The sequence below is a fragment of the Streptomyces sp. NPDC085932 genome, assembly GCF_044540525.1.
GTDB lineage: Bacteria > Actinomycetota > Actinomycetes > Streptomycetales > Streptomycetaceae > Streptomyces > Streptomyces levis.
Window position 1 is genome coordinate 239,091 of record NZ_JBITSJ010000006.1, and the last position, 13,658, is coordinate 252,748.

Annotated in this window: 8 protein-coding genes; 2 read left to right on the plus strand and 6 right to left on the minus strand. The window is 73.0% G+C overall.

Annotated features, from left to right (window positions below; all coding sequences use genetic code 11):
* Nucleotides 1-92 precede the first annotated feature (92 nt).
* Both ACIGAQ_RS28390 and ACIGAQ_RS28395 read right to left on the minus strand, forming a co-directional pair.
* On the minus strand, nucleotides 93-776 hold the full coding sequence (locus tag ACIGAQ_RS28390; RefSeq protein ID WP_399787608.1) for a response regulator: 684 nt from the start codon (nucleotides 774-776) through the stop codon (nucleotides 93-95).
* Entirely contained in the window at nucleotides 748-2,052 is a 1,305-nt protein-coding gene (locus ACIGAQ_RS28395) for a sensor histidine kinase (protein WP_399787611.1), read from the minus strand. Before ACIGAQ_RS28395 ends, ACIGAQ_RS28390 begins: the two co-directional genes overlap by 29 nt.
* Before the next feature lie 271 nt (nucleotides 2,053-2,323).
* Here ACIGAQ_RS28395 and ACIGAQ_RS28400 point away from each other — a divergent pair, with 271 nt between their 5' ends.
* Together ACIGAQ_RS28400 and ACIGAQ_RS28405 are read left to right on the plus strand one after the other, a co-directional pair.
* Nucleotides 2,324-3,112 carry an ABC transporter ATP-binding protein gene (locus ACIGAQ_RS28400; RefSeq protein ID WP_399787614.1) on the plus strand — a complete coding sequence of 263 codons (789 nt, stop codon included), beginning with the start codon at nucleotides 2,324-2,326 and terminating at the stop codon, nucleotides 3,110-3,112.
* Nucleotides 3,112-5,688 carry an FtsX-like permease family protein gene (locus tag ACIGAQ_RS28405; protein ID WP_399787617.1) on the plus strand — a complete coding sequence of 859 codons (2,577 nt, stop codon included), beginning with the start codon at nucleotides 3,112-3,114 and terminating at the stop codon, nucleotides 5,686-5,688. Before ACIGAQ_RS28400 ends, ACIGAQ_RS28405 begins: the two co-directional genes overlap by 1 nt.
* 45 nt (nucleotides 5,689-5,733) lie before the next feature.
* Here the strand turns inward: ACIGAQ_RS28405 and ACIGAQ_RS28410 are convergent, their stop codons facing one another.
* The 4 genes from ACIGAQ_RS28410 to ACIGAQ_RS28425 all read right to left on the minus strand — a co-directional run bounded on the left by ACIGAQ_RS28410 (nucleotide 5,734) and on the right by ACIGAQ_RS28425 (nucleotide 13,655).
* Nucleotides 5,734-7,023 carry a ThuA domain-containing protein gene (locus ACIGAQ_RS28410; protein WP_399787620.1) on the minus strand — a complete coding sequence of 430 codons (1,290 nt, stop codon included), beginning with the start codon at nucleotides 7,021-7,023 and terminating at the stop codon, nucleotides 5,734-5,736.
* Between the two features lie 60 nt (nucleotides 7,024-7,083).
* On the minus strand, nucleotides 7,084-8,469 hold the full coding sequence (locus ACIGAQ_RS28415) for a ricin-type beta-trefoil lectin domain protein (RefSeq protein WP_311678546.1): 1,386 nt from the start codon (nucleotides 8,467-8,469) through the stop codon (nucleotides 7,084-7,086).
* Nucleotides 8,470-8,643: 174 nt separating this feature from the next.
* Nucleotides 8,644-10,803, minus strand: a complete 2,160-nt coding sequence (locus tag ACIGAQ_RS28420; RefSeq protein WP_399787623.1) for a ThuA domain-containing protein — start codon at nucleotides 10,801-10,803, stop codon at nucleotides 8,644-8,646.
* On the minus strand, nucleotides 10,800-13,655 hold the full coding sequence (locus tag ACIGAQ_RS28425) for a carbohydrate-binding protein (protein WP_399787626.1): 2,856 nt from the start codon (nucleotides 13,653-13,655) through the stop codon (nucleotides 10,800-10,802). The genes ACIGAQ_RS28420 and ACIGAQ_RS28425 overlap by 4 nt, the downstream gene beginning before the upstream one ends.
* Between the last annotated feature and the right edge of the window lie 3 nt (nucleotides 13,656-13,658).

The following is a 13,658-nucleotide window of genomic DNA, read 5'->3' on the forward strand; positions in this document are numbered from 1 at the left end:
TCCCTTTCTCTTGAGTCGGGGCACGCCGCGGCGCGCGGCGGTCCACAGGGTGAGAGGCGAAGACCGGGCCCGGCGTTGCCCGGTACCAGGAGTCAGGAGGGTTCGGGCCGGACCGGGCGCGGGGTGACCAGTCCCGAGTCATAGGCGAGGATCACCGCCTGCACCCGGTCGCGCAGCTGGAACTTGTCGAGGATGTGGGCGATGTGCGTCTTCACCGTCGTCTCGCCGATCCCCAGTTCGGCGGCGATCTCCGCGTTGGACAGACCGCGCGCCAGGGTCCGCAGCACGTCCACCTCACGGCCGGTGAGCACGTCCAGCCGCGGCGGGACGGGCGGAGCGGCCTCCGACGGCATCCCGGCGAAACGCTCCAGCAGGCGCCGGGTGACCCGCGGCGCCAGCACGGCCTCGCCGGCGGCCACCGTTCGGATGGCCGCGACCAGGGAATCGGCGGGACCGTCCTTGACGAGGAAGCTGCTCGCCCCGGCCCGCAGGGCGTCGACCACGTGCTGGTCGAGATCGAACGTGGTCAGGATGATGACCCGCCCGGGCAGCCCGCTCTCGGCGATCAGACGGGTCGCCTCGACCCCGTCCATCCGCGGCATGCGGATGTCCATGAGGACGACGTCCGGCGACAGCCGCCGGGTCTCCTCGACGGCCTCCCGGCCGTCGGCGGCCTCACCGACGACCCGGATGTCGGGTTCCGCCTCCAGGATGTACCGGAAACCGGTCCGGATCATCGGCTGGTCGTCAGCCAGCAGGACGCTGATGGGCCGCATGGTGAGCCGTTCCTCCGTCGTTCGCGATGCCGTCGTCCTCGGGCAGGTCCAGGACGGCGTGGACGCAGTAGCCACCGCCCGGCCGGGGGCCCGTGTGCAGGGTGCCGCCCGTCGCGGCGATGCGCTCCCGCATGCCCAGCAGACCATGCCCGGCACCGTCCGCGGGCACGGGGGCCGGTGCGGCGGCCCTGGCGGCGTCGCCCGGCCCGTCGTCACAGACGCGGACGTGCAACCGCCCCGGCTCCTCCTCCCACAGCAGACGCACCCGGGTGCGGGTCGCGCCGGCGTGCTTGACGGTGTTGGTGAGCGCCTCCTGCACGACGCGGTACACCGTCAGGTGGTATCCCGCGGGCAGCGGGACCGGGTGCCCCGACACCTCGTAGTCGACGTCCAGCCCCGTGGCCCGTACGGCGTCGACGAGGGAGGGCAGCGCGTCGACGGTCGGCTGGGGCGGCTCCTTCGAGGGCGTGCCCTCCGCCTCCTCGTCGGTGCGCAGCACACCCAGCAGCCGGCGCAGTTCGGTGACGGTGTCGCGGCCGGTCTGCTCGACGGCCGCGTGCAGTTCGTGGGCCTTGTCGGGCGACCGGTCCTGGACCCGGTCGGCCGCGATGGTCTGCACGACCATGAGGCTCACGTTGTGGGCCACGATGTCGTGCAGCTCCCGGGCGATGCGCGCCCGTTCCTCCATGACGGCGGCCCGGGCGTTGGCGGCCTGCTCGCGTTCCAGGGCCGCGGCGCGCTGCATGGCCTCGTCCCGGACGGCGGTGCGGGCCCGGGTCAGGCGGCCCAGTGCCCACGCCGCCAGCAGGAGCACCGCGTCGGTCAGCAGCGCGGCGAGCCGGTGCCCCGCCGGGGCGAGGAACGCCTCCGTCAGCGCGCTCAGCGGAATGAACACGGCCGCGACGAAGGTCGTCACCCGCGGGGTGCCGCGCACGGCCGTCAGGAACACGGCGGTGGCCACGGCCAGGTAGGTGGGGCCGATCGACGTGCCGTCCGGTCCGGCGAGCTGGGGAATGTAGGACAGGTGCTGCAGCGTCCCGGAGGCGGCCGCCATCACCAGCAGGGCGGCCAAGGGCACTCTGCGGTGCACGGCCAGAGGGAGCGTGGACAGCGCCACCAGGGCGAACCACCAGCGGTCCGGATCCCGCAGCGCGGCGCCGTCCGGCGGGATCGCCGCCGGCAGCGCCAGGCACGCCGCCGCCGTCAGGACGGCCAGCGTCACGTCCGTCACCGCGGCAGGCACCTGGCGGCCTGCGAGGGACCCCGGTTCTCTCATGGCACCCACGGTAAGCGCCCTGCTCGGGCGCCCCGCCCCTCCGGAGTCGGAATCATGCGGCCGGCCTTCCTCCTCCCGGCCCCCTCCGTAAGGAGGAGACCCGCCGCCGACCGTGCCCTCGGACTCCGGGCCTCCTCGTCCGCAGGGGCGAAGGCGCCGGCCCTCTCCTCCGCCCGGCGGAGGGCGTGATTCGACGTGGGGAGGGAGGTTCCGGGGCGCGGACGCCGGTGGACTGGAGGGACACCATCCGCGAACGACCTCGAGGTGTCCCATGCTCGGAGCACGCAGCCGGAACAGCCCTCCCGGCGCCCCCATCGGCATCGACCCGTCGCGCACCGCCGTACGGCTGACCCGGGTGACCAAGCGGTACGGCCGCGGTCCGGCCGCGGTCGCCGCACTCGACGACGTCAGCACGTCCATCGCGGCCGGGGGCTTCACCGCCGTCATGGGCCCGTCCGGCTCCGGGAAGAGCACCTTCCTGCACTGCGCCGCCGGACTCGACCGGCCGACCTCCGGAACCGTCCAGCTGGGCGGCCAGGTGCTCGGCGAGCTGGACGAGAAGCGGCTCACCCGATTCCGCCGGACCCGCATCGGCTTCGTCTTCCAGGCCTTCAACCTGCTGCCGTCGCTGACCGTGGAGCAGAACATCACCCTGCCGCTGCGGCTGGCCGGAGCCGGGACCGACCACGACTCGGTCCAGGGCGTCACAGCCGCGGTCGGATGCGCGGGGCTGCTCGACCGGCGCCCCTCGCAACTGTCCGGCGGACAGCAGCAGCGGGTCGCCATCGCCCGCGCCCTCATCACCCGCCCCGAAGTGATCTTCGCGGACGAACCGACCGGCGCGCTCGACCCGGACACGGCCGACGGCATCCTCGCCCTGCTGCGGCGGGCGGTGACCGACCTGCACCAGACCGTCGTCATGGTCACCCACGACCCGGCCGCCGCCCAGCGCACCGACCAGGTGCTCTTCCTCGCCGGCGGGCGTCTGGTCCGCCGTGTGGAGTCGCCGTCCGCCGCCGAGGTCACGAGCGTCATGACCGAGCTGCGCGGGACCCGCTGATGCTGCGTATCGCCCTGGCCACCCTGCGCGCCCGCGGCGGGGCCTTCGCCGCCACCTTCATCGCCCTCCTGCTCGGCGCGGCCGTCGTCAGCGCCTGCGGCGTACTCCTGGAATCCGGCCTGCGCTCCGCCCTGCCGCCCGAACGGTACGAGCGGGCCCCACTGATCGTCGCCGGCCGGCAGTCCGTCGACCTCGACGTGAAGTCCCCCGACGGAACCGACGACCGCAGCTCCCAGCCGCTGCTGGAACGGCCTCGGCTCGACGCCTCCCTGGCCCGTGACCTCGCCGCGGTCGACGGCGTCGCCTCCGTGGTGCCCGACCGGCGCGTCAGCGTCCGGCTGCTCCACGGGGACCGGACCGTCACCGGTGCCAACGGGGCCGTGCCGCAGGCGCACACCTGGTCCAGCCGGGTCCTCGGCGGATTCCGCCTCACCGAGGGACGCGCCCCCCAGGGCACCCGTCAGGTCGTCCTGGACACCCGTCTCGCCGCCCGGGCCGGCCTGCGCACCGGCGACAGCGTACGGCTCATGACCTCGTCCACCCCGCTCACCTTCGAGGTGAGCGGGCTGGTGGCCCTCGACCGGCACCGCACTCCCCGGCAGTCGGTGCTCTACGCCTCCGCCGCCGCGATGCAGCGGCTGGCGCCCCGCTTCGGGGCGACCGCCGACGCGTTCGGCGTGTTCACCGAGCCCGGCACCCCGCCGTCGAAGGTGGCACCTGCCCTGGAACGGGTGCTGACCCGGCATCACGCGGCCGTGTACACCGGCGACGCACGCGGCGAGGCGGAGTTCACCGACATCGCGGTCGGCGCGGCCAACCTCGTGCAACTGTCCACGGCCATCGGCGGAAACGTCCTGCTCGTTGCGGTGTTCGTGCTGTGCGCCACGACCTCCCTCGCCGTCCGCCACCGCCACCGCGAACTGGCCCTGCTGCGCGCGATCGGCACCACCCCGGGGCAGCTGTACCGCATGATCACCGCCGAGTCCGCGGTGGCCGGCCTGGTCGCGGGGGTGCTCGGCTGCCCCCTCGGCGTGGGTGTCGTCCACTGGCTGAGCGGGCAGTTCGCCGGACGCGGCCTGGTACCTCCGGACTTCCGGCCGGTCGTCGGCCCGCTCCCGTTCCTGGCGGCCGTCGCCGCCACCGTCCTGACCGCGGTGATCGCGGCCTTCGTCGCGGCCCGCCGGGCGGCACGCGTGCACCCCACGCAGGCGCTGCGCGAGGCCGCCGCCGAACCCACGCGGCTCGGCCGGGGCCGGCTGATCACCGGCGGCGTCCTGCTCGCCCTGGCCGTCTCCGTGCTGGGCCTGGGCCTCGGCCACCGCACCGACTTCCTCACCCTGGTGGGTCTGGCCAACTCCCTCGTGCTGCTGCTGGTCATCGCGGCCGCGGTCCTCGGCCCGCTGATCGCCCGCGCCGCCACGGCGCTCCTCGCCCCGCTGCTGGACCGGACCGGGGCCACCGGATGGCTCGCGGCGCTCAACTCCCGGGCCCGCGCGACCCGGACGGCTGCCGCGATCACCCCCCTGGTCCTGGCCGTGTCCTTCGCCGCGACGGTCGTGTTCACCCAGACCACCCAACTGGACCGGTCCGCCGACGAGATCCGCTCCGGCACGATCGCCGATCACGTGCTCACCGCTCCCGCCGGCATGTCACCCGACCTCGCGCACCGGGCCGCCGAACTGCCGGGCGTCACGGCCGCCACCGGCGTGGTCCGCTCCAAGGCCATCGGTGTCGGCTCGCTCCTCGGCACGCAGGAGACCGTCTCCCTGACCGCACAGGGCCTTCAGCCGTCGGCCCTGTCCGCCACCGTCGACCTGGACGCACACGAAGGGGACCTCACGGCCCTGGCACCGGACACGGTGGCCCTCAGCACCACGGCCGCCTCGTGGCTGGGGCTCGACGTGGGCGACCGGGCCCGGCTGCACCTCGGGGACGGCACGCCCTTCACCGGCGAGGTCATCGCCGTGTACGGCAGGGGACTCGGCTTCGCCGACCTCACCTTCGACCACGACCTGCTCCTCGCCCACACCACCGCCGCGGTCGACCAGTCGGTGCTGGTCCGGACCGCCCCCGGCGCCGCAGGCGACACCGCGCGCGAGCTGACCGCTCTGGCACGGACCTACCCGGGCACCACCCTGACCGGAGCGCTGGCGGCCGATGCCCAGGTCGAGGAACAGCGCGCGACGGCATGGGTGAACTACGTGGTGGTCGGCGTGATCATCGCCTACACCGCGCTCACCGTCGTCAACACCCAGGCGATGAACACCGCGAGCCGCCGCCGCGAGTTCGCGTTGCTGAGACTGACCGGAAGCAGCCGTTCCCAGGTGCTCGCCATGATGCGGCGCGAGAGCGTCACGGTGGTCGCGGCCGGCGTGGGCCTGGGCACCCTGCTGGCGGTTCCGCCGCTGGTCCTGATCGCTCTGGCGCTGACCGGCGCGCCCTGGCCGACGGTGCCGTTGCAGGGCTGGCTCACGATCGTCGGTTCCACGGCCCTGCTGACGGTGGCGGGCGCGATGCTGCCCACCCGGCTGCTGCTCCGGGTCCGTCCGGTGGACGCGATCGGGACGAAGGAGTGACGAGCGACGGTGCGGCCCGCCGCACCGTCGCGGTCGAACCTCTCGTCACGGACGGGCGGACAGCCGGAAGCTCTGGGCGGGGGAGTCGTCGCAGGGGCGCTGGACGAGTTGCGTGCCGTCGGCGGACCCGGCCCTGGTGCTGAGGCACTTGCCGCTGTGCCGGGCGACGAAGTGGTAGCCGCCGCCGGCCTCGCGTACGGGCAGCCACTGCTGGTTGCCGCCTCCGCCGTACCTCCACAGCTGCAGGGGCGCGTCGTCGGCGGTGGACACGCCGGTGACGTCGATGACCTGCTGCGGATCGCCGCGGTTCGCGATGCGCGTGTACCCGCCGTCGGTGGGCGTGAACTGGAACTGCTGGGCGAGCGTGCCGTTGCAGGTGTACTGCTGGATCGCCGTCCCGTCGGCCGTGCCCGCCGCCCGCGCGTCGACACAGGCCCCGGCCGCGTCGTTCGACAGTGAGTACCACGTCGTGCCGGAGATCGGGTCGGTGGGCGCGGGGTCGTTCCCCGCGCCGCCGAGCCACTTGAGCCCGTCGATGAGGAAGCGGTTCTGCGCGGGGCTGGCGAACGTGGAGGACAGCCGGGTGCCGGTCTCGTAGTTCATGGCGTTGTGACCGACGTTCGCGTACAGCATCCTGTACTGCGTGTTGGTCCACAGGATCGGGTAATAGCCGCTGTACCAGGACTGGTTCGGGTCCGTGCCGAGCGGGAAGCTGCTGGGATCCACGGACGCCAGGATCTTGATGTCCGGGTTCGCCCGCAGGTCGTTGGACCAGCTGTACCACTCGCTGACCGCCGAGGTGAACGTCGCCGGGAGCCCGGTGGTGGAGGGGTGGGTGCGATCCTCGGTGCGCAGGACCGCCGTCGTCGGACCCCAGGTGTTCGAGCGGAAGTTCCCGCTGCCGAGGAAGGTGTTGTAGTACCAGGGCCAGCCCCCGGCGTTCGTGGTGAACGCCGAGACGTGGAAGCCCATCCAGGCACCTCCGGCGCGCATGTACCGTTCGAAGCCCGCCCGCTGGGCGGCGGTCTGCGGCGCGTCGTCGAGGAAGAGGACGACCTGGTAGTCGTTCACCCCGCCGTTCGCGAGCAGGTTCCAGTCGGTGGTGGCCCGGTACGTGAAGCCGTTCTCCGCCGCCGTCCGGGGGAACCAGGCGTTGGCCTCCTTGACGAAGTCGATGTGGGCGGCGTCCCAGGTGCCGTTGTAGAAGGCGATGACCTTGAAGGGGGTGGCGGCCCGGGGCGCGGCGGACGCGGTGTGGGCCGGTACGGCGAGTGCCGCCACGAGCGCCAGCAGCGTCAGGAGCCGCGTCGCGAGGCGCCTGAGGGGTCGGGGCATGACTGCTCCTCCCTGCCGCGGAAGCGGCCGGAGACGGGGGTGGGGGAGAGGGAGGTGCGGTCAGCCGCCGTACTGGGCGAGGACGCGCGTGAAGTCCCAGGGCTGCTGGGAGACGCCCGAGCAGGTGTCGGCACCGCCGCCGGTGCACGGCCGGTCCCGGTTGACCGACCAGAAGGTCAGCCGCGCCAGGTGCCGCTGCTGGGCGTAGGCGAGGATCGTGCGGAAGTCGGCGACGGTCACCGTCTCGTTGTTGTCGGTGATGCCGTTCATCGAGGAGATGCCGGTGTGCCGGTAGGCCTGGTCGTCGGTGTAGCCGTAGGCGTTCTTCACCGCGGTCTTCAGGCCCTCGGCCGCCCGGACGGTGAGCTGGCCCATGTTCTGCCCGGCGCCGCCGAAGTTGAACGGCATGATGGTCCAGCTGTCCACGGTGAGCCCGGCCGCGGCGGCCCGGTTGATCAGGCTGGTGTCCGGCCCGTTCTGGCCGGTGCCGAAGGTGACGTACACCTTGAGACCGGGGTTGTTCGCCTTGACGGTCTTGAGGGCGTCGACCGTGCGCTGCTGCACGGCCGGACTGTCGTACGCCGCCGCCTCGATGTCGATGTCGATCGCCTTCAGGCCGTAGGCGTTGACGACCTTCTGGTAGGCGGCGGCCAGTTCGCCGGCGCTGCCGCAGGAGCTCTCCAGCTTGTTGCCGCTCCAGCCGCCGAAGGACGGGATGACATCGCCGCCCGCGCCGCGCACGGTGTTGATCGTCTGCTGGTCGACCCCGCCGGTCAGCGGACGGTTGCCGTCCCACTGCGGGTTGCAGTACCCGTTGCTGAGCACGAAGGCGAGGGTGAACCACTTGACGCCGGTCGCGTTCATCACCGTCGTGGGGTTCGGCGGACTGCCCCAGCCGTTGTAGAGGTACGGTGCGACCGCCATGGCACCCGGCCCCGGTTGCGGGGTGCCGCCCCCGGGCGCGGTCCACTTCTGGTTGGCGGCGCCGGTGCACGTCCAGATCTGCAGCGGGGTCCCGTCGGCGGAGCTGTTGCCGGTCGCGTCCAGGCACTTGTCGGCCTGCGGGTTGACGATGTCCCGGGCGGCGGTGACGGTCCATTGCTGGGCGGCGCTGCCGTTGCAGTCCCACAGCTGGACGCGGGTGCCGTTCGCCGTGCCCGCGGAGGCCACGTCCAGGCACTTGCCGAGCGCCCGGATCGTGCCGTCGGCGCGGACGTCCCACTGCTGGGCGGCGCTGCCGTTGCAGGCGTAGAGCTGTACGGCGGTTCCGTTGGCCGTGGCGGCGCCCGCCACGTCCACGCACGCGCCGCCGAGTCCGGTGATGGTGCCGACGGCCGCTGTCGCGGCGCTCGCCGGGAAGGCGTGCGGACCGGCGAGGAGGGCGGCGGCGACCGCCGCGCCGAGCGCACCGCGCACAGCCGGTCCGGGCAGGGGTGTCATGGTCATGCGTCGTGTCCTGTTCTGCCGTTCGGCCCCGGCGCGGGGCGCGGCTGCCGAACGGCGGTGGGGGGTAACAGGGATACTGCACACCGGAGTTACTTCACACCGTGATTTAAGAGATGAGCCGAGGTCCCGTCAAGACTCTGGTCCAGTCCAATCGCGCGGACCTGTCCCGGCCGGTCATCGGCTCCGGCCGGCGGTGAGTTCCTCGAAACGGCCGACCCAGTACGCGGTGCGGTCCAGGTACGCGGTCTGCGCCGCCTCTCCCGTCCGCCCGTAGGCCCCGTCGTACGTCCGGTAGCCGTGTCCGGCGGGCGGGGTGGAGTCGGCCGGTTCGATGGAACTCCCTTCGTGCCACTCGTTGAAGGAGGTCACCGACACCCAGGTCGGCGACCCGCCGACCGCCGGATCGAGAGCGTTGGACCACTGCCGGTCGTATGCGGCGCCGTCGGCGCGTTCCACGGTCGGGGTGGAGTTGCCCGGCACCGCCCGGTCGTCGACGTAGCCGGGCGCGACGGACGGGGCCCAGACCAGACCGTGGGCGCGCGCGTGGTCACCGGCCTGCTTCCAGCCGGGCGCCGTGGCGCCCGCGATGCCGTCATAGGTGTACATGCCGGAGAAGTGCGCGATCCTGGTGGTGTCCGTGGTCTGGGCGAGGACGATGCTCGTGCCGGTGACCTGGTCCAGTGCCGTCCAGTCGGCGATGTCAAGGCTCTGGAAGACGTAGAACACGCCCTTGCCTCCGCGATCGGCCGCGCGGTGGAACGCCGGATGGCTGCCGTAGGTGCTGGTGAGGTACGCGATGTCGGCGGCCGTCGACGCCCCGGTGCGGCCCGCGTACGGCTCCAGGTGCCAGGCCACCTCGATGCCCTGCTCCCGGGCCGCGTCGAGCACACCCCGCGCGAGCCGGTCCTCGTAGCTTCCCCGGCCCCACCAGCTGTAGACGATCACGCCGGCACCGGAGCGGGCGACCCACTCCATGTGCTGGGCGACGGCCCCGTCGAAGTCGCCGGAGTCGTACGGTCCGAGGGCCGGGTAGAAGTCGGCGCCGACGCCGTCCGGGGGCGTGTGCCCGCCCTGCTGCCAGTGCCGCCAGCTTCCGTTGACGGCCGGACTGCCGTACCAGGGGTAGTAGAAGAGGTGGACGCCGTCGGAGAGCGGCCCGGCGGTGGGCCGGGTGCCGAGGGTGAAGGTGTCGACGTCGAACAGGGCGCCGGCGGCGCCGGTGAAGCGCAGGAAGAGCGGGCCCGAGGCCGAGGCGGTCAGGGTCGTCGTGACGGTCGTGAAGGTCTCCCAGCCCCCGGTGACCGGCACGGTCACCGTGCCGAGCAGGGTGCCGCCGGCCGAGCCGGACCGGATCTCGATGGTCCCGCCCGCCCCTGCCGAGGACACCTTCGCCGTGAAGGTCCTCGCTCCGGCGGTGGTCACGTGGGAGTAGCCCGCCCAGTCGCCGTGGTCGATGTACCCCAGCGTCCGCCCGCCGCTGGCCGGGCCGTGCTCCGCCGCCTGCACCCCGGAGCCGGAGCTGTACGACTCGGCCTCGACCTGTCCGTCGCCGGCCGGGGCCGAGCAGTCGGCGGCCGCCTGCCCGGCGGCGTAGCGGACGCCGCCCAGCAGCAGCGAGCGGAAGGCCGGGTCGGCGTAGGACGCGGCCGTGTGGCCCAGCCCGGTGTAGAAGGACCGGCCCGAACCCTGGGCGTGGCACCAGGTGATGGGATGGTCGGCGCCCATCGAGCCGCCGCTGTAGGTGGTTTCGTCCAGGGTCTGCAGCACCCGTACGCGAGGGCGGGGATTGGCGCCGTAGTTGTACCACTCGTCGGTGCGGGTCCAGGTCGCGCCCAGGTGGGCGGTGGCCGGGTGGGTGCGGTCCTCGGTGCGCAGGGTGGCCTGCTGGATCGCGGGGTGGCTCTGGAACCACGCGCCGACGAGCTGCCCGTAGTAGGGCCAGTCGTACTCGGTGTCGGCCGCCGCGTGCACGCCGACGTAGCCGCCGCCGGAGTCGACGTACGACTGGAACGCGCTCTGCTGCGTGGAGTCGAGCACGTCGCCGGTGGTGTTCAGGAACACCACGGCCTCGTAGGTCGCCAGGTTGGACGGGGTGAACGCTCCGGCGTCCTCGGTGGCGGTGACGGTGAAGTCGTGCTGCCCGCCGAGGGCCCGCAGGGCGTCGATGCCGGCCGGGATGGCGTCGTGCCGGAAACCGGCCGTCTTCGAGAACACCAGGACCTCGAAGGAGGCCGCGTGCGCCGCGCCGGCCGGTGAGATCAGGGCGCCGAGCAGGCCCAGGGCCAGAGCCGCGGTGGCGTGGCGCAGTCGCCGCATCAGGATGGTCATGGTCATCGCCCCTTGCGCGCCGTGGCGGCGGATCGGGTGAGGGTGAAGGTGTCGACGTCGAACAGGGAGCCTGAGCCGCCGGTGAAGGTGAGGAACAGCGGCCCCGACCCCGTGCCGTCGAGGGTGGTGCCGACGGTCGTGAAGGTGTCCCAGCCGCCGGTCCCCGGCACGGTCACGGAGCCCAGCAGCGGCCCGGTCTGCGAGCCGGAGCGGAACTGGAGGGTGCCGCCGGCCCCGGCCGAGGAGACCCGCGCGGAGACGGAGGCCGCTCCGGCGGTGGACACGGACGCGTAGCCCGCCCAGTCGCCGTTGTCGATGTACCCCAGGGTCAGGCCCCCGCTCGCCGAGCCGTGGGCCGCGGACTGGACACCCGAGGCGGAGCTGTACGACTCCGCCTCCCACGGGGTGGTCGTGGTGGAGCCGGTGCCGAGGGTGAAGGCGTCGACGTCGAAGAGGTTGCCCTGCCCGGTCGGGCCGCGGAAGACCAGGAACAGCTCGGTGGTGCCGGCGGGTGCTCCGGAGAGGGCGGCGGTGACGTCGGTGAAGGTGTCCCAGCCGCCGGTCACCGGCACGGTGGCGGACCCGAGCAGGGTGCCCGTGGCGGAACCGGCCCGTACCTGGAGGGTGCCGCCCGCGCCGCCGGAGGCCACGCGCGCGGTGAACCTGGTGGCGCCCGCCAGGACGTACGGCTGGAACGAGATCCAGTCGCCGTCGTCGGTGAAGCCGACCGTGCGGCCGCCCTCGGCGGTGGCGTGCTCGGCGATCTGGACGCCGGACTGGGCGCCGAAGTGCTCGCCCTGCCGGTGCCGGGGTTGCAGGGTGCGCACCGAGTGCGTGGTCAGGCCGCCGGTGTCGGTGTACTCGGCGTCGAAGACCCCGTAGAGGTTGGCGGCGCTGTCGTGCTCGCCGTCGGCGGGGACGGTGAGGGTGCCCTCGCAGCCGTTGGTGGAGGTGATGGCGTGGGTGTGGCTGTCATGGCCGAGGAGGTAGGTGACCTTCACCTTGGAGCAGTCGACCGAGCCGTCCTCGGGGTCGCTGACCCGCACCCGGAACGGCACGGTGTCTCCGAAGGCGAACGGCTGTCCGTGCAGGGGCTGTTGCAGGTCGACCGTAGGTGCGGTGTTCCCGGCGGTGACCACCAGGCTCGCGGTGCCGGTGAGACCTGCCGGGTCCCGGACGGTGAGGGTGGGGCGGTAGGTGCCCGCCGCGGTGTACGTGTGGCTGGGGTTCGCCTGCGTGGAGGTGGTGCCGTCGCCGAAGTTCCAGGAGTACGTCAGCGTCCCGCCCTCGGGGTCGGCGCTGCCCTGGGAGGAGAACCGCACGGTCAGCGGCAGCGTGCCGGAGGTGCGGTCCGCGGAGGCCCGGGCGACGGGGTTGCGGTCGCTGCCCGCGATGTACTCGATGCGGTACAGGCCCGAGTTGTTGCTGCCGGTGCCGTAGTCCAGGACGTACAGCGCCCCGTCGGGGCCGAAGTCCGTGTCCATCACCTGCGTGCCGGTCCAGGGGACGTCCTCGATGGCGCCGTAGGAGCCGTCGCCCCGCACTTCGACGGCCTTGATCCACCGGCGGCCGTACTCGGCGGCGAAGAAGCGGCCGTCGAGGGACTGCGGGAACTTGACCGTCGAGGTCGAGGCGGGATCGAAGCGGTACACCTCGCCGCCCATCGGGGACTCCGAGCCGCCGCCGAACTCGGGCGGCGAGCCGTCCAGTCCGTACTTGATCCAGCTCGGCCTCGCCGGGGGCAGCTGGGCCTGGCCGGTGTTGCGGAAGGAGTTGTTGGCGGGGCCGGCCGCACAGGCGTACTTGGCGCCCGTCGGGCCGTTGGGGAAGGTGTACTCGTTGTACGTCTCGGCCGGCGTGTTGGTGCCGGTGCAGTACGGCCAGCCGTAGTTGCCGGGCGAGGTGATGCGGTTGAACTCGACCTGGCCGCCCGGTCCCCGGTTGGGGTCGGTGCCGCCCGCGTCGGGCCCGTAGTCGCCCAGGCAGACGGTGCCGGTGGGCCGGTCGACGGACATCCGGAACGGGTTGCGGAAGCCCATCGCGTAGATCTCGGGCCGGGTGCCCGCCGTGCCCGGTGCGAACAGGTTGCCCGAGGGGATGGTGTAACCCCCGGCGGCCGTGGGCTTGATCCGGAGCACCTTGCCCCGCAGGTCGTTGGTGTTGCCGGAGCTGCGCTGGGCGTCGAACTGGGGGTTGCGGCCGGTGCGTTCGTCGATGGGCGTGTAGCCGGACGAGTCGAACGGGTTGGTGTCGTCTCCGGTGCTCAGATAGAGGTTCCCGGCCGCGTCGAAGTCGAGGTCGCCGCCGACGTGGCAGCACTGGCCGCGGTCGTTGGGCACTTCCAGGAGCACCTTCTCACCGGCCGTGTCCAGGGTGCCGTCGGTGCGCAGCGTGAACCGGGAGAGGTTGAGGTGACCCTTCCAGGGCGCGAAGTCCGCGGCCGTGCCGGTCGTGGGGGCGTCGCCCGCCGGGGTGTTCAGCCTCGGCGAGTAGTAGACGTACACGTACCGGTTGGTGGCGAAGGCCGGGTCGGCGGCGATGCCCTGCAGCCCCTCCTCGTCGTGCGTGTAGACGTCCAGCTTTCCGGCCTGCTTGGTGTTGCCGGCGGCGTCCGTGAGGCGGATCGTGCCGTCGCGGGCGGTGTGCAGGACCGAGCGGTCCGGCAGTACGGCGAGGGACATGGGCTCGCCCGTCTCGGCCGCGCCGCCGGCGAGTTGGACCTGCTGGTAGTCGGCGGGCGGCAGCGCCGCCGGGGCGGCGGGGGCGGGGGTGGCCGGGGGAGCCGCCGTGACGGCACCGGCCAGGACGAGCGCGAGCGCGGTGAGGCTTCTCAGCCCCGCGCGAGGGCGCGAGAGCATGGG